Source organism: Streptomyces sp. Je 1-332 (genome assembly GCF_040730185.1).
In the GTDB taxonomy this organism is placed as follows: domain Bacteria; phylum Actinomycetota; class Actinomycetes; order Streptomycetales; family Streptomycetaceae; genus Streptomyces.
On the sequence record NZ_CP160402.1, the window covers coordinates 6630860 to 6652123 of the forward strand.

The 21264-nt window shown below is 65.3% G+C and carries 20 protein-coding genes and 2 pseudogenes; 6 read left to right on the forward strand and 16 right to left on the reverse strand.

Annotated elements, in window-relative coordinates; all coding sequences use genetic code 11:
- Positions 1-294 precede the first annotated feature (294 nt).
- The gene (locus tag ABXJ52_RS29890) at positions 295-549 is read right to left on the reverse strand and encodes a hypothetical protein (RefSeq protein WP_367046132.1); all 255 of its coding nucleotides are present in this window, start codon (positions 547-549) and stop codon (positions 295-297) included.
- A 301-nt stretch (positions 550-850) separates the two neighbouring features.
- On the opposite strand from ABXJ52_RS29890, the gene ABXJ52_RS29895 reads away from it, so the two are divergent.
- Complete coding sequence (locus ABXJ52_RS29895; RefSeq protein WP_367046134.1) at positions 851-1117, forward strand: Clp protease N-terminal domain-containing protein; 267 nt, start codon at positions 851-853, stop codon at positions 1115-1117.
- On the opposite strand, the gene ABXJ52_RS29900 is transcribed toward ABXJ52_RS29895, so the two are convergent.
- The 4 genes and pseudogenes from ABXJ52_RS29900 to ABXJ52_RS29915 all read right to left on the reverse strand — a co-directional run bounded on the left by ABXJ52_RS29900 (position 1114) and on the right by ABXJ52_RS29915 (position 2820).
- The gene (locus tag ABXJ52_RS29900) at positions 1114-1353 is read right to left on the reverse strand and encodes a hypothetical protein (protein ID WP_367046136.1); all 240 of its coding nucleotides are present in this window, start codon (positions 1351-1353) and stop codon (positions 1114-1116) included. The genes ABXJ52_RS29895 and ABXJ52_RS29900 overlap by 4 nt on opposite strands.
- Positions 1354-1355: 2 nt before the next feature.
- Entirely contained in the window at positions 1356-1622 is a 267-nt protein-coding gene (locus ABXJ52_RS29905; RefSeq protein ID WP_367049372.1) for a peptidoglycan-binding protein, read from the reverse strand.
- Positions 1614-2402 (reverse strand): annotated as a pseudogene (locus tag ABXJ52_RS29910) (N-acetylmuramoyl-L-alanine amidase); the annotation flags it as partial. The pseudogene ABXJ52_RS29910 and the gene ABXJ52_RS29905, both read right to left, overlap by 9 nt.
- 58 nt (positions 2403-2460) lie before the next feature.
- Positions 2461-2820 (reverse strand): hypothetical protein, encoded by a 360-nt coding sequence (locus ABXJ52_RS29915; RefSeq protein WP_367046138.1) that lies wholly within the window; start codon positions 2818-2820, stop codon positions 2461-2463.
- 202 nt (positions 2821-3022) lie between these two features.
- Here ABXJ52_RS29915 and ABXJ52_RS29920 point away from each other — a divergent pair.
- Positions 3023-3886, forward strand: a pseudogene (locus tag ABXJ52_RS29920) (IS5 family transposase).
- A gap of 62 nt (positions 3887-3948) precedes the next feature.
- On the opposite strand, the gene ABXJ52_RS29925 reads toward ABXJ52_RS29920, so the two are convergent.
- Complete coding sequence (locus ABXJ52_RS29925; RefSeq protein ID WP_367046140.1) at positions 3949-4641, reverse strand: maleylpyruvate isomerase family mycothiol-dependent enzyme; 693 nt, start codon at positions 4639-4641, stop codon at positions 3949-3951.
- Positions 4642-4695: 54 nt separating this feature from the next.
- Complete coding sequence (locus tag ABXJ52_RS29930) at positions 4696-5256, reverse strand: nitroreductase family protein (RefSeq protein ID WP_367049374.1); 561 nt, start codon at positions 5254-5256, stop codon at positions 4696-4698.
- A 229-nt stretch (positions 5257-5485) separates the two neighbouring features.
- Here ABXJ52_RS29930 and ABXJ52_RS29935 point away from each other — a divergent pair, with 229 nt between their 5' ends.
- The 4 genes from ABXJ52_RS29935 to ABXJ52_RS29950 all read left to right on the forward strand — a co-directional run bounded on the left by ABXJ52_RS29935 (position 5486) and on the right by ABXJ52_RS29950 (position 8012).
- Positions 5486-5626, forward strand: coding sequence for an Rmf/CrpP family protein (locus ABXJ52_RS29935; protein ID WP_367046142.1), 141 nt, complete (start codon positions 5486-5488; stop codon positions 5624-5626).
- A gap of 47 nt (positions 5627-5673) precedes the next feature.
- Positions 5674-6054 carry a hypothetical protein gene (locus tag ABXJ52_RS29940; RefSeq protein WP_367046143.1) on the forward strand — a complete coding sequence of 127 codons (381 nt, stop codon included), beginning with the start codon at positions 5674-5676 and terminating at the stop codon, positions 6052-6054.
- Positions 6055-6221: 167 nt separating this feature from the next.
- Positions 6222-7022 carry an SAM-dependent methyltransferase gene (locus ABXJ52_RS29945; protein ID WP_367046145.1) on the forward strand — a complete coding sequence of 267 codons (801 nt, stop codon included), beginning with the start codon at positions 6222-6224 and terminating at the stop codon, positions 7020-7022.
- A gap of 384 nt (positions 7023-7406) precedes the next feature.
- Positions 7407-8012, forward strand: coding sequence for an SMI1/KNR4 family protein (locus tag ABXJ52_RS29950; RefSeq protein WP_367046147.1), 606 nt, complete (start codon positions 7407-7409; stop codon positions 8010-8012).
- Positions 8013-8152: 140 nt separating this feature from the next.
- Here ABXJ52_RS29950 and ABXJ52_RS29955 read toward each other — a convergent pair whose 3' ends face one another.
- The 9 genes from ABXJ52_RS29955 to ABXJ52_RS29995 all read right to left on the reverse strand — a co-directional run bounded on the left by ABXJ52_RS29955 (position 8153) and on the right by ABXJ52_RS29995 (position 20867).
- On the reverse strand, positions 8153-12493 hold the full coding sequence (locus ABXJ52_RS29955) for a hypothetical protein (protein WP_367046149.1): 4341 nt from the start codon (positions 12491-12493) through the stop codon (positions 8153-8155).
- A gap of 65 nt (positions 12494-12558) precedes the next feature.
- On the reverse strand, positions 12559-12981 hold the full coding sequence (locus ABXJ52_RS29960) for a DUF6093 family protein (RefSeq protein ID WP_367046151.1): 423 nt from the start codon (positions 12979-12981) through the stop codon (positions 12559-12561).
- On the reverse strand, positions 12974-13342 hold the full coding sequence (locus tag ABXJ52_RS29965; protein ID WP_367046152.1) for a hypothetical protein: 369 nt from the start codon (positions 13340-13342) through the stop codon (positions 12974-12976). Before ABXJ52_RS29965 ends, ABXJ52_RS29960 begins: the two co-directional genes overlap by 8 nt.
- Before the next feature lie 126 nt (positions 13343-13468).
- Positions 13469-13963, reverse strand: a complete 495-nt coding sequence (locus tag ABXJ52_RS29970; protein WP_367046154.1) for a hypothetical protein — start codon at positions 13961-13963, stop codon at positions 13469-13471.
- 69 nt (positions 13964-14032) lie between these two features.
- Positions 14033-14431 carry a hypothetical protein gene (locus ABXJ52_RS29975; protein ID WP_367046156.1) on the reverse strand — a complete coding sequence of 133 codons (399 nt, stop codon included), beginning with the start codon at positions 14429-14431 and terminating at the stop codon, positions 14033-14035.
- A gap of 245 nt (positions 14432-14676) precedes the next feature.
- Complete coding sequence (locus ABXJ52_RS29980; RefSeq protein ID WP_367046158.1) at positions 14677-16611, reverse strand: SMI1/KNR4 family protein; 1935 nt, start codon at positions 16609-16611, stop codon at positions 14677-14679.
- Positions 16612-17825: 1214 nt separating this feature from the next.
- A complete protein-coding gene (locus tag ABXJ52_RS29985) occupies positions 17826-18326 on the reverse strand; it encodes a hypothetical protein (RefSeq protein WP_367046159.1) in 501 nt (166 codons plus the stop codon).
- Positions 18323-18718 carry a hypothetical protein gene (locus tag ABXJ52_RS29990; protein WP_367046161.1) on the reverse strand — a complete coding sequence of 132 codons (396 nt, stop codon included), beginning with the start codon at positions 18716-18718 and terminating at the stop codon, positions 18323-18325. The genes ABXJ52_RS29985 and ABXJ52_RS29990 overlap by 4 nt, the downstream gene beginning before the upstream one ends.
- A gap of 10 nt (positions 18719-18728) precedes the next feature.
- On the reverse strand, positions 18729-20867 hold the full coding sequence (locus ABXJ52_RS29995; RefSeq protein WP_367046163.1) for a hypothetical protein: 2139 nt from the start codon (positions 20865-20867) through the stop codon (positions 18729-18731).
- Positions 20868-21264 lie beyond the last annotated feature (397 nt).

Sequence of the window (21264 nt, forward strand, 5' to 3'; positions counted from 1 at the left end):
GGCTGGCCTCTAGGCGTCCAGTTCACACACGTCCGCCGTGATGCTCGAAACCGCACTCGGATAGCCCGGGGTGGTTAATGGGAGGGCAAGAGATCATGTGGACAAAGAAGACGGTCCGGCGGCTTGTGAACACTGCGCTGTTTGCGGTGATCCGTGGGGCTGCTACGGCTGCCGGCGGCGCAGTGGTTGCAGGTGGTGTGTGGTGGTTGCAGCGCCGCTAGTCGCGCCGACGTGGTGCCGTGACGGCATCAAGTTGTTCGAGTGGCGGTTCGGCGTAGCGTCTGAAGTCCATTGTCAGCGTGCGATGTCGCATCGGTCGGCGTGGAGTGTGCCGGGTGAGTTGGCGCAGTCGGGGCAGCGGTCTGTGGCCGGTGCGTTGAGCTGGATTCGTGGGTCGACGGTGGTGGTGGGGGTGTCGAGTCGGCCGAGCCAGAGGGTGGGGAGGGCGTTGTTGAGGTCGCGGCCGGGGGTGATGGTGTTGAGGCCCATGGTGCGGTGGATGAGTTCGCGCAGGAGCGTGGGCGGGAGTTGGGCTGTGGCCCAGTGCAAGGTGAGTCCGCGGGTTGGGTGGTTGTGGGTCATCGCCTGCGCCCGGGATGGATGACTGCCTGTCTCCCGGCCGTTATGAAGGTATCGAGGCGCGCGGCCTCAGTCCTTGACGCTGTGCGGAGGTTCGAGCAGCAGAGCTCGGTGGGTCTTGCGGTCTTCGCTGCGCTGCACCGCTTCGCCGGTGCCGAGGATCGCCGCGGCCAGGGCGAGGATCAGTCCGGTCGGTAGCCCATCTGCGGGGTTCTGACAACACTAGTCAGAACCCCGCACGTCGCCTCGTGATCAGCAGATCGGAGCGAGCATGACTGATGAGGGACTCGAGTACACGCCTCGCTACCACAAGATTCTGGGTACAGCAGAGGCCATTGCGCGAACTATGGGGCATACCCATGTGGGCACCGAGCACCTGTTCCTCGCCATTCTGCAAGACCAAGATGCCGTTCCCACTCAGGCGCTTGCCGAGCAGATCGCCCCGCAGAGGATCACCGACGGACTGACGAGGATCATGCACTCAGCAGAGTACTCGGGCGCTCCGGAAGGCGATTTCCCATGCGAGTCAGATCTCTAAGGTGTGCTCGCAGACGGCACGTTCAGGGCATCATCGAGCGCGGGACTGTGCGACAGGGCCTGACTAGTCTTACGGTCTTCGATGCGCTGTACTACTTCGCCGGTGCCGAGGATGGCGGCAGCCAGGGCAAGAATCAGCCCCGTCGGTAGTCCGTCCACGTAGTAGGCGATCAGCGAGAGTGCTGCTGAGACGATGGCGTACAGGCGGGTGCTGTTGCTGTGGATGAAGTTGCTCAAGTTCAGTTCCCGTAGGCGAGTTGGTGTAGGAGGTCCCAGCCGCGGCGGCCGAGCGAAGGATCGTCGGGACGCCCGGTGCTGAAGAGGTTGTGCTTGCGGTTGAACCCAGAGACACTCTTCTGGGTCTGCTGGCCGTAGTTGTCCGACAGCGGCACCGAGCGGTCGAGCCAGCCGGTGTCCTTCAACGCCTGCTGGAGATGCTTGGCCGAGGGCGAGCTGCGGCCCGGAGCGAGGCCGGCAGGGAACGGCGGCGGCGTGTACGGCTTCACGCTGCTCTTCCCCGGAACCTTGAGCCGCTGGCCAGCCTTGATGACGTACGGCGCGGCGATGCCGTTGGCCTTCGCGATGGCCTGCCAACTGACACCGAGGCGCTTCCCAATCTCAGACAGTGTGTCGCCGCTCTTCACCGCGTACGTCGCGCCACGAGAACCACCGCTGGGCTCCCCGGCCGTGGGGCGGCCCTTCAGCCGGGCGGCAACCTGGCCGCGCAGCCAGCCCATGCCGAAGCCCTTGGGGTCGATCTTCCCGGGCTGCCACTCCCGGTGCCCGATCCCGCTCGCCGAGCTCCAGCCGTGCGCACGGCACAGCGCCGCCGAGACCCGCTCGATTGCCTCCAACTGGGCTGCAGGCCAAGGGTCATGACCGTCGCCCAAGTTCTCGCATTCAAAGCCGTAGAACGACGTGTTGCCGTCCGTATCGGCCTGATTCGCTGAAGGAAGGGATCGCTCCGCAGTGACCGCACGAAGAACGTCTCCGTCCCCCCGGCCAGCATGGTTGGCGCGGCCGTTCCCGATCAGATAGACCGTGCCGTCCTTCGCGATCACGCCATGGCACAGCGGGCCCGGTAGCCCCGCATATCCGCGCTCACAGATACTGACGGTGTTGCTTGGACCGGACGTCACGGTGTGGTGAATCATCACGCCGCGCACAGGCCCCCAAGGGCCCTTGTGGTTTCGATTGTGGGACCGCCAGCCAGCACGCTCGACGACACGTACGCCTTCAGCGTGCAGTGCCGCGACCAGCCGGTCAGAAGTAAGAGGTGTTGCCAACTCGACGCCCGAAATCTCCCCGCGCCCCAACTTGATGCTGAAAGCTGCTCGACACTGCCTACGGCGGTGCACCGCGCGAGACGATCCACAGCTGTATAGCCATGAGCAGCAACGGGGCCACGAAGGAAGAGATCACCAGCCGCCTCGTCGCGGCAGCCTGCGCCTGGTCCTCGCGCCGCTGCTGCTCGGAACGATCGAGGCCCTGATCGTGCTCACCGCGCAGGCCGGACAACCCAGCTTCGAGTTGACTGATGCGCTGATCCAGCGCCCGCTGATCAGCCCGATACACGTCCTGCGTGACCACTTGATCGAGGCGTGCAGCGAGCTGAGCGAGGTCGCCACGGAGATCCTCACGCAGCTGTGAGACAGCACGATGCAGCTCCCACAGCGTGGGCTCGGCGCTCGGTGGCACAGACACCGCGATCACTCCTGGCGGCCCCGAGCCCTACCTCGATCGTACGGGTACGAGAGCCGCGACAGGCGCCTGACCTGCCGAGACGCTACGCGAAGACGCGGCGAGTTACCAAGATGCGCAGCGCATGACTAGGGCCCGTATCGGGTCGTGATCAATCTGTGGGTTTCGCCTTCGTGGCGGGGGCGAGTCCGGTAGTCCGGAACGTATGACGCGTGGGCAACTGAGCGACGAGGAGTGGAAGTACGTCGAGCCCTACCTGCCGGTTGGTGAGTACGGCCCGTATCCCGCCAGGCTGCGGCAGCAGTTCGAGGGCGTCATCTGGAAGTTCCGCTCAGGAGCGCAGTGGCGGGAGATGCCGGCCGAGTTCGGCGCCTGGTCGACCGTGCACAACCGCTTTAGGCAGTGGCGCGACGCCAGTGTCTTCGAAACCCTGCTGGAGGGCCTGATCGCCGAAGCCGCCAAGCGTGACAGGGTGGACTTGTCGCTGGTCAGCGTGGATTCCACCCCCTCCCGTGCCCACCACGACGCGGCCGGGATGCACATGGACGACGAGGTCCTGACCGCCCTGGACAGCCCTTCTGGGGCGCTCGCGGGGCGGCCAGACCAGCAAGGTCCACCTCGCAGCCGACCGCCGTTGCCGCCCGCTCGCGATCATTCTGACCGCCGGGCAGGCAGCCGACAGCCCGCAGTTCATCCCCATGCTGGACAAGGTGCGGGTCCGCGGCCCGGTCGGCCGTCCGCGTACGCGTCCGGATGCGGTGGCGGGCGACAAGGCCTACGCCTCCCGCGCCAACGTGCCCACCTGCGCAAACGCGGCATCAAGGCGGTCATCCCGGAGAAGAAGGACCAGGCCGTCAACCGCAAGAAGAAGGGCCGCCGGGGCGGCCGCCCGGTCACCCACGACGCCGATCTGTACAAGGAACGCACCACCGTCGAACGTCTGATCAACCAACTCAAGGCGTGGCGGGGCATCGCCACCCGCTTCGACAAGACCCCCGAGAGCTACCTCGCCGGACTCCACCTCCGCGCCTCCATGATCTGGATCAAGGACCTCACCCGGACCACATGATGACGACCCGATACAGGTTCTGGATCGCCGCAATCCGCCTCTGGCTACGCTCCTGAACAGGGTCAGGGCGTCAAGGTGCCGGCCAGGATGCGCAGCCCCGCCTCCTGGTCGCCGGTCCAGCTAAAGGCGGCATCCGCGCAGCGCATCCGACCCCACAGGAGTAGTACCAGCTGTTCCGCCGTCGCTGTGAGCGTGGCCACGGCAGTGCCAGGGCCGTACACCCAGGATGTTCCGGTCTCCGTCGCGTGCAGTCGCAGGGCGTGCTGCGGGTGCTGGGCTTGTCCCCGGGCTATCTGCCGTGGTGCCATCGTGTCGAAGACCTCGGCCACGCCTTCGCCGGCCAGGGCCGGGTCGAGCGGTCGACTACTGCCCAGTGCGTTCTCGGCATCCCAGCGGTGAATGAGTGCCTCCAGCGCACGGCGCCGTTGCCAGAAGCCCGCCGTGTGCGGCGGATGGAAAGTCCAGGCGCTCGCACTCGGGTCGGTGTCGAGGGCCTTGAGCAGAGTCCCTGAACTCTCCTCGAACCACCGCAGAAACTCATCAGGATCACGCGGGGGCGAGGTGGGCTCGTGCTTGCCGTGCTGCTCGGTGACTGCGGCCGCCGCCCACAGATTTGAGCTGCCCAGGTGCTCGGCCAAGTCGCGGAGCGTCCACTCGCCGCAGTGTTCGACGGGTACGGACAGATCACCATCGAGGCATGCGCGGAACGCGTCGAGTTCGTTGCTCAGGTGCTGCAGCAGAGATTCCGAGTCCATGACCAGCGAACCTAACCCAGCCCACTGACTTCGCGACCCGGACGCCCCCGTCGCCTACTCCGCTGGTGACCAGGGAGCGGAGCGCAAGTACGCGACGCTACGCCGGTCACGGACCCCTGAAGGTCTGTCAGCCGCCTTGCCTACCGCGACCATGGAGACGATCGCCCAGCCCGGGTTCGGGTCCAGCTCCTTGGTGAGCCCTTCCAGGCCGAAGGCCCGGAATTGGTGCGTGGCGAGTCCCATAGCCTGAGCTTGAACAGTCATGTGGGCGACGGCCTGGCCGAGGTCGTAGTCCGCGAACTCGGAGTAAAGCAACTGTGTGTCATCAACGTGCCGACGCGTCAGCGTGACGACGAGCAGGCTCGCATCCGTCGCCCAGCGGGCCGAGCTCGGCGCAAGGTGAGGGAGCACCCGGTCATGCTCCGGCTCACCGGGCCTGCCGATGAAGAAGCCCCACGGCTGGGAGTTCCCCGCCGACGGTGCCCACCGTGCGGCTTCCAGCAGCAGCCCGAGGGCATGGTCGTCGACCACCGCTGACGGGTCGAACCGGTAGGGGCTGAAGCGCCCGGCAAGCAGTGGGTGTATGCCGCTGGGCGGCTCCTGAGGATGGTGCACGTTCCGCTGCAACCGGCGACCGTGAGTGCGTATTCCGGCCGGTGCAAGCACAGACACCGGCCACGCCAGACGATCTACCAGAACGAAGATCAACGAGGGGGAAGCCCACACATTGATCACGACTCGATACGCGCCCTAGTCCGACAAGGAAACTTCAACTCCCACGATCACCGGGGAGAGGTGAAGCAGCTGACCGTGGTACTCGGCCGCCGCGGCGGCCGAGTCTCTCGTGCGTGACGCACCAAAAAGCGCGGGGCGAGAGCCGACCGTGTGCCCGTACCCGCGCACATCGAGGTTGCGTACCGCGTGGATTCGCGGCAATACCGAAACGTGCCCCCTGTCGTCGAGGCACGACGACGGCGCCGACTAAGGGTTGTCGATGTGGTCTGAGATCCAGTCGACCGTACCGATGACGGCATGGATCGTTTCGGGCACGTCATTGGTTACCACATGAGGTGCTCCGAGGATTCCCGAGACCGCCAGGACCGCGGCTACCGCAGCCTTGGACTCGATTCTCTGCGATCTGGATGGATGTTTCAGGCCATCTACGAGAATCTTGGCGGCGGCAACAGCTTGCGCCGATCCGCCTGCCTCGGCGACGAACTCACGGGCCCACCGTTTGGCACGCCGACGCTCTTTGGCCGTGCTCCCGGGCATGAACTCATCGAGGAAGCGGGAGTCGATGCGGGCAGGCCGACGCTCGGCCGCAGCGACGGCTGCTACGACATCGGACGCCAACGGAGGCTGCGCATTCAGGGATTCACCGCGCCGAAGAGAGCGAGCGGCTGCAATGCCTAGTACTGCCTTTGAGGAATCCAGCATTAGCTCACAGCGCCGAGACCGCCCCCCCTTGACGGCACTGCTTCGCCAGCAACAGCGCCTCGTCGTAGGGATGTTGGTGTGGGAGGCTGTCGTCATTCGCGCACGGGCGAGATGGCTGTGGCGGTGTTCGAGAGGAGCGCAGTGTGAGGCAGGAAGGCGGCTTCAGTGCCGAGGAGATCGACACCAGCAGGCCGCATCCAGCGCGGATCTACGACTACCTCCTGGGCGGCAAGGACAACTACGAGGTAGACCGCAAAGCTGGCGACGAACTTGCTGCCGCTGCGCCCGAGGTGAGAATCGGCGTCCAGTCCAACCGGGAGTTCCTAAGTCGCGCCGTTCGCTACGTCGTCAGCAACGGCATCCGCCAGATCATCGACATCGGCACCGGGCTACCCACCGTTCCCAACGTGCACCAGACCGCGCAGGCGATATCGCCGGACGTACGGGTTGCCTACATCGACAACGACCCGATCGTGAACACTCACGCCAACGCACTGCTCAGCGACGCCGGCGCGACCAGTACCGTGCTCGCTGACCTGCGCGACCCACAAGCCATCATTGACCACCCCGATGTCCGCCGGATCATCGACTTTGACGAACCGGTCGCCCTGTTCCTGGTCGCCATCGTCCACTTCCTCACCGACGCGGAGAAGCCCGCGCAGATCGTAGCCACTCTGCTCGATGCACTACCGGCCGGGAGCTTCCTCGTGCTCTCGCACGCCACCAGTGACTTCGCTGACCGCAGTGACGCCGAAGCCGTCTACAACCAGGCCACCGCAACCTTGAACCTGCGGCCCCGCACAGAGGTCATGCGGTTCTTCGAGGGCCTCGAACTCATTGAGCCCGGCCTGACGCAGGTACCGTTCTGGCGCCCGGACACCACGCCACCGCCAGGATCCACAGAGGTCGGCATCTACGGCGGCGTGGCACGCACGACCAGATGATCTGCCTACGCAGTGGAGAGTGGACCGTCCTGTCCATCAGACGCAGCTCGCCTGCGATCGCTTCACGTTCCTCATAGCCTCTCGGGCCATGCAGGCATCGTCATCTACGTGGCCAAGCTTTTCGCAACCGAGTTGTCACTCGCTGAGCGCAGCTTGGCCTCCGACTGGTCGCTCGCCACCTATCAAGACGGCCACTCAGCTGTTTCGATCGGAAGCTGTATGCACGCTGCTGTTCCCGCAGGTCAGGGCGCCATAGGGTGTGGTGGAAACTCTGCTTGCCCTTCGTGGGCATGTAAGGATGTGCCGTTAGCGCAGGCTTCAGCCCCCACTTCAAGATGGAACGACGGGCTGCCCGCGTGCCCCGCCATCTCAGCCGGAGATTTCATGTCCTATACAGACGACATCACCTCATCCTGGACCCGGATCGTGCGTTGGCTGGAGAGCGAAGCCCCTGCCAGTGCACAGGCACTCAATCCGCCGGCCACGGTTGCTGACATTCGACAGTTGAATGATGCTCTCGGGTTCCGCGTGCCTCAGCCTCTAGAGACGTGGCTGCGCTTGAACAACGGGAGTACCGCGAAGGACCCGCGCATCTCCATCCCCGGGGGCACCCAGCTCATCCCTCATCTGGACTCCAAGATTTTTCCCGGAGGTGAGGTGTTCCTGGACTGTCAAAGTATCGTTGCCCATCACCGGCAGTTTCTGCGTATCGCCGAGGACATCGGCGACGAGGACTGGTGGAAGCCATCGTGGGTTCCCGTTCTGGCTGAGTCTGATGCCCACTACGGGCTGACCCTGGACGCCGGACAGACCGGTGAGAGTGTCCCGGTCCTGGCCTACCGGGAGACTGACTACGCCAAGTCTTATGCCTCATCACTTGAGGAAGTTCTGGAGGCTATGGCTGACGCGCTGGAGAACCCCGAGGCAGGCAGTGTCCTCACGCGCGGACGGCGCGCGTACGTCCAGGACGGACGGGTGGCCTGGGACTGACCGGCCTTCGCCTATACGTTGACAACGGCGGCCTCAAGACCAGGTTGCGGTCTTCGAGGCCGCCGTCGCGTACGGCTTGGGAGAGACGGGCAGCCTCTGGGGCTGCTAGGGCAATGTTCTTTGTCTACATGGCAGTGGGGCTACGGCTTCTGCGCGTCCAGCCAGTAGTCGTCGCCTTCCAGGACGCGGTTGTTCCTCCGGAAAGTCGGGAACAGGCTCATCGACTGTGTGTTCTGATTGTTGGACATGCTGGATCGGCCGCACGGTTCGTTCCACGTCGGTACGTGGTATCGGGAATCCGGGACGAGCCGCCATTTCCCGTCCGAGCCCTTCTGCGCGATGGTGTTCAGGCACTCATTACCTGAACCGACGCCCGAGGCTGGCGCGTTGGCGTTCTTGCCTCCCCAGGACTTGGGGGTGGCGGCACTGTGCCAGCTCGCTGCGAAGGGGAACTCGTCACACGATGGCACATCGTTTGCGCCCAGTTCTGGTGACATGGTCGCCAGCGGGCTGCGTGTCCACGACGTCGGGCAGATCTTGTCACGGTTGTGGTCCACGATCGATTTGTTCGAGGTGGGCGGGTCTGGCACCAGGACATCGTCCGAGAGGAAGGTGAGTGGATCGCCGGTTCCCCGCAGCCCGTAGTGGCCCGGGAGCATTTTCTGGACCAGCCAGGCGTGCGCCGCTGCCGCCGGGAACTTCTTCGAATTCATGACGTATGTGGGCTTGTACCAGCTGAATACGCAGCCCGCCGCGGTCTTTACCTCGACGTCACAGCGGATGTCGAAGGGGCTCTTCTCGATGGTGGGCGTGCTAGCAGTGTTCACCCCGTCGAGCTTCCCGCGGAAAGTCCAGCGAGGGTTGATGACCGAGTGGTCGGTGCCCTTGTTCCATTTGATTGTCTGTGTGGCGATGGCGGTGTGGGTGTCGCCGGTGGTGAAGGTCGTGCTTCCGGCCCACACCGGGTCTTCCTTCACGCAGTAGCCCCGGCAGTCGAAGTCGACGTTCAGGGTGGCGTTCTTGGCGCCGGTCATGCTCTTGAGCTTGATGTAGACCTTCTGCGTGAAGGTGTCGCTGTTGGGGTCGGTGTGGATTTCGTGCCGGTAGGTGAACCCGGCGCTCTTGGTCGGGTTTGCCTGATTGATGTACACCTCGTCCACGATGCACGCGTCGGTTCGCGTGTAGGTCATGGAGATTGCCGAAACCGAACAGCTCTTCGTTTCCCCGGAGGAGGCCCTTGCTGATTTGGAGGCCGGAGTGTTCTTGGATGTGCCGGCCTCAAGTAGCGGTTTGCCACTGTCTCGCTGCTTGGCCGACGTCCCGTTGTCGGCCGCGTCGAAGAACCGGCCGTTGATCGTGTTCGGCGGCTCGACTGGTGCCGGGTCGGGTGCGTTGGGGTCGGGGTTGCCGAAGGTGAGGTCGGAAGGGATGCCGGAGTAGTCGCCGGGAACGAACGCGAGCGCGTCCCAGGCGATGTCCTTGGTGCCGTCGCCGCCGTTGAAGTTGTCCAGGCTAACTTCGGGTCTGTTGTTGGCGAACCAGTAGGCGCCCAGGTCGACCCACTTGTTGGACTGGTTGTCTGTCTGAGAGATCGCCTTCTCAGTGGTGCCCTGGTCATGCTTGATGCGGTAGACGGCCTTGGAGGTCTGTGCACCGTGGTCGGGAATGTGTGCGTACACCTTGGCCATGCCGAGTCCAGGAATCTCCTTGCCCAGCTTCCAGGTGCCGTTCACCTTCATCCGGTCGCCCGGCGAGGGGGAAGACTCAGGTGAACGGGTGTGAGCGAACCAGAAATGGTTCTGGTAGCCGGCGCCAATCTGATGGGTATCGATCTTGCCTGGATAGGTGGTGACCGTGTCACCCGTGTCGGAGTCGGTGATGTCGGATGGCTGGTAGGTGAAGGCGAAGGTGCCGTCGGACTTCGCGGCGCCGCATCCACGGCTGCCCGCTCCTGCCGGGGTGGTCCCCTCTGGCAGGTCGTCGACGATCAGAGCATCGGCGGGGAGGCCGGTGGAACAGCGGGGCGGGTAGGAGTTGGCGTCGGCCTGCTCGGGGTAGCTGGTGGTGAAGCGGTGCACGCTGTTGCCGCATTCGGCCTGCGCGTCGCAGTCTTTCCACTTGGCTGATTTGTCCCACCAGCAGTGCAGCCAGTGCGGGTTGGTGTCGCTGTCGCCCGCATCGAGCTTGCAGGCTCCTTGACCCGGGTCGTTGGTGTCGCTGTCGCTGATCTTCGAGGGGTCGCAGTTGTTGTCCGCGGTGCAGAACAGATCGACGGGCGGCTTGGCGGCGGTACGTTGCGCCTCACTGTTCCACCAGGCAGGCCGGTATCCGGCCTGGAAATCACCGGGCCCGAACATGGCGGAGATGGGTCGAGCGGCCCATCCGATGACCTTTTCCTGGTAGGGCCAGTCCTGCGGGTGCGCCGCGTGGCTGTAGTCGTCATTGCCGGCCGCGTTCTCCAGGAACGGGGTGCGGTTGGCTTTCCACAGCGGGTTGGCCGGATTGTTGGTCCAGCCCAGGCCCTTGTGTCCTGCAGAGTCCGCGGCGCTGTAGAACCCGGAGTTGTAGGCCCACAGGGCGAAGAACCAGTTCTCGATCCACTGTGGGTGACCGTTGTTGATCTTCATCCCGGCGCCGTGAAGGTCGTTCCACTTCCTGGTCAGGATTGTTGTGCCATAGGCGATGTTGGCGGTGTAGTCCAGCGCGACGGCTTCCTGGGTTGCGGGGGGAAGGGCTGTTTCGCCCTTCTTCGTCTTTCCCGCCAGGCGCATGCCGTCAGTGGCCTGGGTGATGCCGTAGCCGCAGTCGGCGTCCGAGAAGTTGATGCGCCAGGGGTCGGCCTGGGTGCCGTCGGAGGCGTACTGGGTCCCGTAGTAGTTGCCTATGAGGCTGTTGGCGGTCACACCGGGTACGGCGAATCGGGTTGCCTGCCACATGTTGGATTCCTGCGCGGTGATACCGAGCATCACCTGGGCGGGGATGTGCCACTTGTCGGTGACGTCGGGGTCCTCGTTGTCGAGGGTTCCGTTGGGATCGCCGGCCAACGTGTGCGCCGGGAACAGCCCGTTGGGGCTGTACCTGTCCATGCCGGTGTTCTTCCAGTTCGCCGGACGGTCAAAGCGCAGTTCTCCGACGACGGCCTGGTCCACAGCCCATTCGACCTGGCGCGGGGTGGGCTGAAATGCTTGCTTCTTGACGTCGTTTCGGGCCACCGCGCAGTAGCGTTCGTCGCTGCCTTCACTCGGGCTGGTCGGCGAGGCCGCCAGAGGTTGGATGCGAAGGTTCTGCGTGGAGACGCCTCCCTTGGAACTGCCCTTCGTCTCAGGTGCGGTAAGCGCGGGGGAGGAGCGAGTTCCGGTGTCAGCGTTCTTCCCGGTAGCGGCAGGCTTGGCATCCAGCGTGACCGACTTGCCAGTGCCCAAAACCGTCAGATGTGTGCGAGCCGAACGCACGGAATCTGCTTCTTTGGGGGCGATCAGGCTGGTCTTGCCGTCCGCCCACGTGGTGGAGACCGCGGCGTGCCCCAGACTGGACATGCGTGCGCCCTTGGCCAGGTGTCCGGGGTTGGAAAGGCGGGCGGGCAGCTTGCCCTTGCTGGTGGCCTTGCCTGTGATGAACACGCGCCCGGCGGCCGTGGGGGTCAAGCTCCAGTCGGTGAGCCTGCCGGAAGCCACTGTGGCCGCATGCGTCTTGCCGCCGCGCGTCTTGTCCTTCGTGAGGTACTTGGCGCGGCTCTGGGGTTTCTTGGAGGCCTTCTTGTCCAGGTCACGCTCGATGTATGTGACGCCGCCGTCGGCGTCGGCGGTGATGTCAAAGGGCACCGTGCGTGTGCGGAGAAGCTCGGTCTTCTTGGTGCCGTTCAGGCGGACCAGTTTGTTGCCGTGGGCGGCAACGATCCCGTGCTGTGTCGGGATCGCGGAGGTGACCTGCCCAGGGTAAGTGGCCGGCTTGGACTGCTTGCCGGTGTGCGTGTTCACGGTGACCAGCCGGGTCTGCTGCTTCTTGTCGCTGTCGGCTGTGAGCTGGGTGAACACAGCCTGCTCGCCGTTGCCGCAGCCTGGGCTGAAATAGGCAAGCGATGCGGTGAAGGGCAGCTTGGTGACCTTGCCGGAGGTGAGGTCGACCACGGCGGTGAACGCGCCGCGCGCCATCAGCTCGGGACGGTTGGTGAATGTGCGTGGAGCGTATGCGACGGCTGCGAAGGCATTGACTGCGAGGCCCAGATGCGGGAACGGGGGCTGGTTGTAGTGACGGCCCAAGGAATCAACGCCGACGAACCCGAACTCCAGCCGCCTGCCCTGCGGCGCGTCCGTCCCGACCGCACCCACGATCACGGGCCCGGCCCGATGGACTTCGGACTGCCACGACGCCCGATACTTGCCGGTGACCACCCGTGGGCCCGGGCGGCCGGAGGCATTGCGCTGCACCTGCACCACCAATGCCTTCGCGCCGTGCCGCTTCGCGATCTCAGCCGCGGACACCGCCGCCTTCCCGCCACGGTTCAACACCGCTGCGAGGTGTGACGGGTCCTGAAATGTCCCGCCGCTCACTGCGCCACCAGCGTTCGGTTGTGCTCCTCCAGCCACACGGTGCGCAGCACCGGGAACGACGGCACTTCACCCAACGCCGATACCCGGTACGTACGGCCAACGGCCTGCTCGTCGCGAGCCTCAACGATGAGGACAGTGTCGTTCTCCCAAACCTCCGGAGCCTCAAGCGGCAACAGCAGCCGGTAACCGGCACGCACCTCCTGGACATACGCACCGTCTTGCCCCGAACCCTTGCTGCGGATCCGCTCCTGATGCGCGTAGAGCCCCGCCTTGTCCTCGTACACAGTCACTGGCGGTGTCGACAGAAGGTCGCCAGTCGCCGGGTCGAGCATGTCGTCACCACTGCCCCGGCTGACCTGCACCTTGTCCGGCATCAGATGGCGCTCCGCAAACCGGACGAGCCCGGACTGGTCAAGCACCCGCAGCCCACTCCCTCAGCTGCGCCAGCATCCCGCGGGTCAGCTCACCCGGCCGCCCATCCAGGTCATCCCGGTCGAGAACAGCCTCATCGAGCTTCTGCCAGTCCACCGCCTCAAGGAAGCCGATCACGACATGCCGCACGTCCGCGGGCTCCACAACCACCTCGGCCAGGCCGTCGTACTCCACGCCACGCCATCCCTGCTGAACGTACAAGGTGACCTCGGGGCCGTCGTCGACGGTCTGCGTGATCCTGTACGCCTCAACAGCCGATGCGACATCGTGCCCGTCGATCTCGATGACCGCGGACTCCTCCGGGCGGGCAGCGATCCGAACGCGGCGGGGCTCCAGGTACGTGCTCATGAAGCCGACCCTAGGTGCGCGAAGCTCAGCGGTTACGGGTCAGCGGCGGAGCTGCTGCCCGCTGGGCCCGAACTCGTAGTTACTCGCCAGCCTTGCGGTAGCGGGCGCGACGGCCTTCTTCCTTCACTAGTACTTCCTCGTGGGCGAGGTCGCGAAGCAGCTTGCGCGCTTGCTTCTCGTCGACGCTGTGCCCCAGTGTCTCCAGCACCTCAACAGCACGCGAGGGGTCCAGGTGCCACCCTCGTCCAGCACGGCGTTCTCCAGACAGCCGGACTGTGTGCCCTTCTGCCGCTGTCTCGGGCGGCCGTTCCGCTCCAAGATTCGGTAGACCCGAGAGGGGGGCATGCTCGCTGCGATGCCCAGCGCGGATCGGTCGGCGTCCTCGCTGGTCTCATCCGCCTTGACCATCGCCAACTCACGCCAGCCTTCCAGGTGCTGGATGAGATGACTGATGTGCGCGATGTCTCGCAGCAGATCCATGAACTCTGTCGCTGTGGGCGCCGAGGCGGCCCGATCCTCACAGAGGGCGTCGTACAGGGCGCGGGCCACGTCGTCGGACCTGTGCTTCGTGGCGAATTCCGTGGCGTCGTCACCGAAGTTGAACTTGATACGCGTTGGCATGATGCTCCTCCCCTAGCGTTCGCTAGACATAGCGATACACGCCTTGCGAACGCTAGGGAGGTGTCATCGTTACAGTCCCGCACGCTTCAACAACAGAGGAAGGTCCTGGCTCTTGACGAGGGTGACGCCTTGAGGGTGCTGGTTGGTCATCTCTGCGAGTTTCACAGGGGAGTTGTGTAATGCGCGCGTTGCCTGCTCGTGCAGCGTCGCGGAGAATCTCCACGGGTACTTGGCGTCCCAGGTCACCCCGTAGGGCTCGTCCTCGACGTAGCCCATCGCCGCGACCTTCTTCTCCGGGGTGGCGAAGTAGATCCAGATGCGGTCTCCGCGCTGCATGTGGCGAGGCACGGACAGCCACCAGTCCTGCCGGGGGCTGGTTTGAGCGAGGGCCAGCACGTGGCGTGGCGTCGACGGCCCGCCGTCCATCTGATTCTTCTTTGGGTCCAGGATGTACAGCCAGTTCCTCATGGACTCGTCGCCCCCCTCTGCCCGCCCACCGCAGACCGCAGGGGCTTCAGCAACGGTAGCCCCGACTTTGAAACGGGATATAGGTTCCGAGCAGGCGTGGCAGCGGATAGCGGCATCGAGGTCGCGCAGCCATTCCCTCTTTGAATTTGGGTCTGGCCGACATCTCGGGACCGTCATGATCGACTGCCTATAGCGATCGCGATGCTGGGCAGGATCCAGGGAATTGCCGGGCAGTAGAGGGGAGTTCACGCGTCTGAGGTATTTGGTCGAGGTGGGCCGAAGGTAATGACTGTGTACGTCTCGCCGGGTCCCGGCGGGCGCGTCCAGGAGCGGGTGACGAAGGTGTGCAGTCGGCCGTGGTCGAGGGCGAATCGGGGCAGTGTGGCACCGAACGTCGTGGCGATCGCCGTCAGGGCGGCGGCCTCGCCCGGCAGTTCCCGGTTCCGGCCGCCGCTTCGAGCCTCGGAGAAGAGGCGGTCGGGGTCCAGGTCCTGCGGAATCTCTCCGGAGCGGTCGCAGCGTTCGCCCAGGACCGTGTACGCGTAACGTTCTGTGCTGCGCTGGGCCACCGAGAGGTGGAACAGAGCGCCCCTGTCGAACTCGTCGGACGAGGCCCAGACCACGACGGCGCGGCCGTGTCGTGAGGCGGCGACGGCCGGGGAGGTGAACCGTGCCTCGTTGAACGGGTGTGGCGCACTGTCGAATGCGAAGCTCCAGCCGTGCCCGGCCCGGCCGACGGCGACCAGTGCTTTGTCGTCGTACGAGGAGGACGTCCCACTCGACCGCAGTTTCGAACGCGCATCCCACAGGGTCATCGGCTCGTGCAGCTCCGTGCCGTCCTCGGCGCCGATGAGGGCGGGCAGCGCGTCGGGCTCTACGCCCTCGACGAGGAGGAATCGGTAGCCTCGGCGCTGGCCGTTCGAAGGCCGTTCGGCGAGCCACGCCATGCCTTGGGGGTCCTCGTCGACCGGAACGGCCCGACTGCCGGTCGCCTCCTCGCCTCTGGGGGTGGCCAGCAGCGCCCGACCACGCTCCTGCGTGAGCAGCGGCCCGAGCAGCGGGTCGGCGACGAGGCCGACGGGTGCGAGGTGGTCAACACCCAGCGGCTGCCACTGGGGCAGCGCGGTCAGCAGCGTCCGCCAGGCCGCGTCCACCTCGCCCCACCGTGCCTGTTCCCGGGCCCTCTCCACGGCGTCGCCGAACGGGCCTGAAGCGGTGTAGGCGTAGGTGCCCTCCCGCAGTTGTCGCAGCACCACCCGCTCCAGCGCGCGCACCTCGTCGGACCTGCCACGCACGTGGCCCTCATATGCCCCGTCGCCACGCCAGGTCCGCTCCCCGCGGCCGGCGATCAGGGCGGGCAACAGCTCCGGCGCGTACACCGGGTCGGCAGCGAGCCCGTCGAAGTGCTTGGCGTGGCGGTCGCCGAGCAGCCACACGATCTGGTCCCGCAGCGCCCCGGCGCGGGGCCTGCCGTACTTCTGCGCCTGCGCGAAGACCGCTTCGGCCCGCTCGTAGTCGCCGCGCAGCGCGTCACGCCGCGCCTCCTCCACCATGGCGTCCAGCGATTCGGTCGTGGCGTTCACGAATTCCGGCGCGTCGTCGGACCGAGCCCGCAGGCTGTGGAACTCCCGGTAGGCATCCTGCATGAACTCCCAGAAGGACGCGTGCCGTTCCGGAGGACTGGCGCGCCAGGGGGCCCACGTGTACACCGCCCATTCGCCGAGCGGGTCCACGTCTTCCGGGTCGAGCATGACAGTCATGGCGTCGGAGTCCACGGCCAGTTCGAGCCCTCGCGTCCAGATCGTGGCTTCCAGGACCTCCTCCCGCGTCGCATCCTCGTCCAGGTTCTCCTGGAAGATCTCGGCGAGTCCCGCGTCGTCCTCGTGCCAGCGGGCCTCCTCCGTGCCCGCGAGCAGCCACACGAACCCGCCCGCATGCCGCCAGCCGTTGGTGACCTCCAAGAACGTCTGGTACGACGGCGGCAGCCGGTGCCCAAGGCGTTCTTCGAGAGCCGCGACACGCGCGGGCGCCGCGGGTTCGAAGCCGAGCCAGCGGGTGCGACGGGCCTCCTCATCGCCCGAGTCCCGCGCATCATCGGGATCGTATGCGTCCGCCCACTCCTCGCTCCACCGCGTGAGGAAACCCCGCCAGTCGTAACTCGCGCCAGCTGTCTCAGTCATGTGTGCGATCGTCGCACCCGGCACTGACAACGCCCACCCACGAGGCGCGAGGCGGGCCCAGAGTGTGATGGCATCACCTCAGTCTCACCAACGCATGCCGATCGCGCTCGGGCGGGAATGCCTGGTCATGCGGGACTTAACCATGCTGCAGGAGGCTCTGCTGCCGAAGGCGGTAGGGCTGGTGCTCGACCAGTTCACGGAGATGGACAGGCTGGTCGTGGTCGACGCCCACAGCAATGTCGGGGAGGTTGGCGTGTCCCGACTGTGCGGAGGTCTCCCGGCGGGTGCACAGCCGGCATCAGCGGCGCCTCGCCGAACTGCCTGTCGGCGGGGCGAAGTGGTGGTTCGGCTGACGGTGCGGCGGTTTCAGCGGCAAGACGTCATTGGGCACACAGCCGCTTCGACAACGAAGACGTTGCCACCGACGGGCAGACGCACCCGTTCCTGCGGGAGCACCTGGCTGAGCTGAACACCGACGGGCTGTAGGGGAATGACAAGACGAACACACGGCGTCCCGCACCGAAGTTTGGTGTGGGGGCGCTGTCGGCCTGCCTCGGGCCACAATGGCCGCCTGGACGACCGCGGCCAGGTCACTCGCGTCTTCACCTTCGCAGTCACCGTCGAACACCCTGACAGCATCCGCCAGGGCGGCAACGTCGGGCACTGCTGGATCGGACCATCAGCATCTCGGACACCCTCAACGGCATCGACGGCATGCTCCGCACCAGCATCACCGCCAGCCTCCGGGAGATGTCCTACGGCCCTTCACTTGTCCACTCGATCTCCTCGGCCTCACGCCGCGACCACCAACGACACCAAGATCAAAGGACTTTGGAACAGCACTGGTTTATGGATGGTCTGACGATAGGTGGCGATCGCGGACCCGAGATAGTCGAACCACTGTCGGAGTGTGGCACCGTTTGGCGCCAGAATTTCGAGACCCAACGTCTCCGTTACCTGGTCCAGTTCGCTCTCGGATTACACAAGCGAGAGCAGCTCAGGTACCTCACGCATGACGCGTTCGAGGTCGTCGCCGGGGGGTGGCGGAGAGGTAGTCGCTGAGAGCCTCATCCGGGCGGGCCGCGATCCGAACGCGGCGGGGCTCCAGGTACGTACTCATGCCCCCGACAGTAGGTGCGTGAAAAGCAGGGCCCGCGCCATGAAGATGCTTCCGAACCGCAGTATCTGGGTTTCGATTCAGTGGGCGCCGCTGTTCACCGTTGGCGTTGGATCAGGGAGTCGTAGGCGCCGAACGGGGGGATCGGCTCCCAGTTGCTGCTCATGTCGATGCCCCGGCGACTCTCGCTGGAGACATCGTCTCCGATTTCGATCTCCTGTACGACAATTCCGTCCGGGTTGAAGTCGTATGACTCCATGCGCTCGGAATCTGCATATCCGCCACGTTCAGTGGAATCGCCGTAATCATAGAAGGTTACCGTTTCAAGGAACAGTGCTCCATTGAGGATGGTGAAGGTGTACTCGAAAGACGTGCGTCCGTAACCGTCCATGAAGACGACAGCGGCATAGCCGGTTTCCAGACGGATGTGCACACGTAGTTCCGGAGCGGAAGTCTCCGCGGGGCGGGCGACTGCGGTGTACAACTCCCCAGAAGCGTGGCGGGCCTGAGCCTCCTCAGGCTTCAGCGGACCCATCGACTCTTCGGTGAGCGTGTTCCAATCCTCACAGTAGGTCCAGTTGGTGTGGCCCAACCTCATGGGGCGGCTTGCCGTCCTTGTCCCGCACCTTGATCCGGCGTGGCCGCATCAAGGAACTCCTGTACGTCCAATGTGAGAAGAAGGTAGTAGCGCCTCAGGGAGGCCAACCTTTCGTAGATTTGTCGGGCAGTGGCTTCCTGCCGTCCGATGTCCGAATCGAAGTCCCTGACCGCGAAAACCGAGTTGTACCGCTCGAACGGCATCCCTTGGTCTTCCTCATACTCATGTTCCAGCTCAAGCTCGATGGCCGCATACCCGAGGTTCGCGCTGTAGTCAACGTCAGGGTTGCTGTCGAGCGCACGCAGCTGGACACCGCAGGCCCAGGCGAGATCAGCGACCAGCTGCTCATGTGGAGAGCTCGGATGGACGAAGACGTAGTGATGCTCGCTCATGTGAAGGTTCCTAGGGCCAGGTAATGTTGTAATTATTGCCAATGATCCTGATGGAGTTCATGCGCCCGGGTGGGTTGTTACGCAGCCACTTCCCGAGTACCTCCCTCGCCTGATCCTCGCTGACCGTGCTATTACGCGTATCGATGATCGCGTCACGCGCCTGCTTCTTGGCGGTGTTGAGATTGTTCTTGATCGCATTCGGGGTGGCCTCTGGAGCCAGAGACTTGAATTCAGTCGGAACTCCGTCCACCAGCGAGTCTGCCCGCTTCTCGCCGTCTACCGTCGATTCCTTAACCGCCTTCACATGTTTACCCTCCCCCTCCAGTTCCTCGGCGATTCTGCGTTCCTTCGGCGAAAACGGCTTCTCCGACTCATCGATAGAACCCCGGCCTGTCGGTGAGCCACCCCCCTTCCCGCTACGCGACTCCGACGGCATGGCGTCATTGCTGCCACCCTGACTCCCGTTCGCCATAAGGGCAATACCCACCACGCCGAGGGCGCTGATCTCGGCGACTCCCAGTGATCCCGCCGCGCCTGCGGCCACCCCGCCGCCGGCCAGGGCAAGACCGGCGGGCGGGAAGAGCATGAGGAGCCCGAAGAGCGCGACGATGGTGAAGGCGATCCCCGCATACAGATCGAGGTCCTCCAGAAATGCCAGGAGCATCGCTGCAGGGCCGGTGGCGTCTCCGTCCAGCGGCTCGCCCTGGCGATAGTGGACGAACAGCAACAGCCCCCCGGTCACCATGGACCCCGCCGCCGCCCACACGCGCAGCCGTATCAGCGCGACGACCTCAGCCAGCGGCTGCTGGCTCGCCTTCCGCCAGGCGCGCAGCAGGAGCGCCAGCAGCAGCACCGTCCAGGCCATGGCCGCGATCCCGAACCACAGCAGAATCCGGGGGCCGTTACCGGTGGTGAACCACTCCTGGAGGCCCTTCGTGGACGTGAATGAGCCCACCCCGAGGAAGAGCAGTGACGGCAGCATCAGGATCAGCGGAATGACCAGCATCGGCCAGCGTCGCCGCCAGGGCCGCAGGTGGCGCGCCGACTTGAGCAGGCTGCGCACCCGGGTCGTCTCCCAGGCGCCTTGGTGGTTGGAGGCGTTCATCCGTGCCGCGGTGTTCGCAACCGCGGCATGCAGGCTCTCCAGGCGGTCAGGGGGGACGCGTCCGGCGGCATAGCAGAGGGACCGGCGCATGCGGGCGAAGCGCAGCGCGATCAGCAGACTCCAGGGCACGCGCCAGGCCGCGAAACCGCCCAACGCGGCCAGTCCAGTGCGACCTTCGCGTTCGGCGTCCAGCAGGATGGCGGACATGGCGCCACGGCCCCGGCGTATCGCCGCGTAGTCCAGGCCCATGGCGAGCACCAGGCAGACCAGGGGTGCCCATTCAAGGACGGCGTCGGGAAACTTGAACAGAGTCTTGGCCCACCCGGGGCCGCCCGAGCCGCCGCCGGTGTAGTTGAACAACGCGTGGTGCCCGATCGCGTAGACCAGCGGCAGCACGCCCAGCAGGCGCCGCCAGCCCCGGGCCCGCAGCAACAGCGCCACGCCCAGCCCGTCGACGGCTCCCCACACCAGGTGCAGATTGATGCCCAGGCTTGTCTGGGTGAAGCTGAAGTCCAGGCTGCCCAACGAGTTCGGCAGCCACGTGCTCAGCACGGTCGACCAGTCGGGAATGTAGGGGGAGCCCTTGCCGATGCTGCCGATCCCGCCCGACAGCATCCAGCCCCCGCCGCCGGGCAGCGGGAAGGCCCGCTGGGCGTCCAGCATGTGTGAGAGCAGGACCTCCAGGAGGCCGAGGCCGGCGCCGGTCGCGGCGCCCAGGACGACGAAGTCGGCGAAGCCCAACTGGGAGCGGATCTTCAGGTTCACCCCCGCCAGTACCAGAGGCGCGATCTGCGCGAGTTCCTCGACCACCGGGACGAGGGTGTAGGAGCCGCTCCCCATCGCCTCGGTCAGTGACTGGCTCGGACGCGAGACGGCGGCGCGCGCGTAGAAGTACTCGATGAGCACTGCCATGACGCCGCTGCCGTACACACCGACCGCGACCGTCACCAGCACGGTGGTGAGTTTCAAGGACCGCACCGGCGAGGCCAGCAGGGCCAATTGCAGGACGCCGTATATCGCCGCGGCCGCCATAATGAGCGTCACGCACAAACCCCCGATAGCCAACAACCAGCACAAGCCCCAGGAGGCTAACAGCACACCATGCCGCCGCGAATGGCTGGCCCTTGGCCCGCCGAGAAGACGCTGGATGACGGAGGGCATTTCCCTTTTGGGGCCTAACTCGCACTACAAGGCACGCTGTTGCCGAGCATGCAGGCAAATTCCGCCCATGCGCTCACATCTGGAGAGATATTGGATACGATCACTCGCCTCAACGGCAGATGAGATGACGCCGTGAAGAGTGGGTGAAAAACACGCACGCCGCAGATGGCACAGGGTCCGGGGGGGAGTTGAACCCGCCATGCATTTGCCCGACCTTCAGTGCACTACCGTGAAACATGTCCTATCCGAGCTGCTGGCTGCTTCTCGGACCCTGCTCTGC

What these genes read in the sequence shown, in the direction of transcription:
- ABXJ52_RS29925 (WP_367046140.1), bottom strand. Translation starts at nt 4,641, where the DNA reads ATGGACTCGGAATCTCTGCTGCAGCACCTGAGCAACGAACTCGACGCG.
- ABXJ52_RS29975 (WP_367046156.1), bottom strand. Translation starts at nt 14,431, where the DNA reads ATGAGGAACTGGCTGTACATCCTGGACCCAAAGAAGAATCAGATGGAC.
- ABXJ52_RS29970 (WP_367046154.1), bottom strand. Translation starts at nt 13,963, where the DNA reads ATGCCAACGCGTATCAAGTTCAACTTCGGTGACGACGCCACGGAATTC.
- ABXJ52_RS29940 (WP_367046143.1), top strand. Translation starts at nt 5,674, where the DNA reads ATGGATCGTTTCGGGCACGTCATTGGTTACCACATGAGGTGCTCCGAG.
- ABXJ52_RS29965 (WP_367046152.1), bottom strand. Translation starts at nt 13,342, where the DNA reads ATGAGCACGTACCTGGAGCCCCGCCGCGTTCGGATCGCTGCCCGCCCG.
- ABXJ52_RS29895 (WP_367046134.1), top strand. Translation starts at nt 851, where the DNA reads ATGACTGATGAGGGACTCGAGTACACGCCTCGCTACCACAAGATTCTG.
- ABXJ52_RS29985 (WP_367046159.1), bottom strand. Translation starts at nt 18,326, where the DNA reads ATGAGGTTGGGCCACACCAACTGGACCTACTGTGAGGATTGGAACACG.
- ABXJ52_RS29980 (WP_367046158.1), bottom strand. Translation starts at nt 16,611, where the DNA reads ATGACTGAGACAGCTGGCGCGAGTTACGACTGGCGGGGTTTCCTCACG.
- ABXJ52_RS29950 (WP_367046147.1), top strand. Translation starts at nt 7,407, where the DNA reads ATGTCCTATACAGACGACATCACCTCATCCTGGACCCGGATCGTGCGT.
- ABXJ52_RS29990 (WP_367046161.1), bottom strand. Translation starts at nt 18,718, where the DNA reads ATGAGCGAGCATCACTACGTCTTCGTCCATCCGAGCTCTCCACATGAG.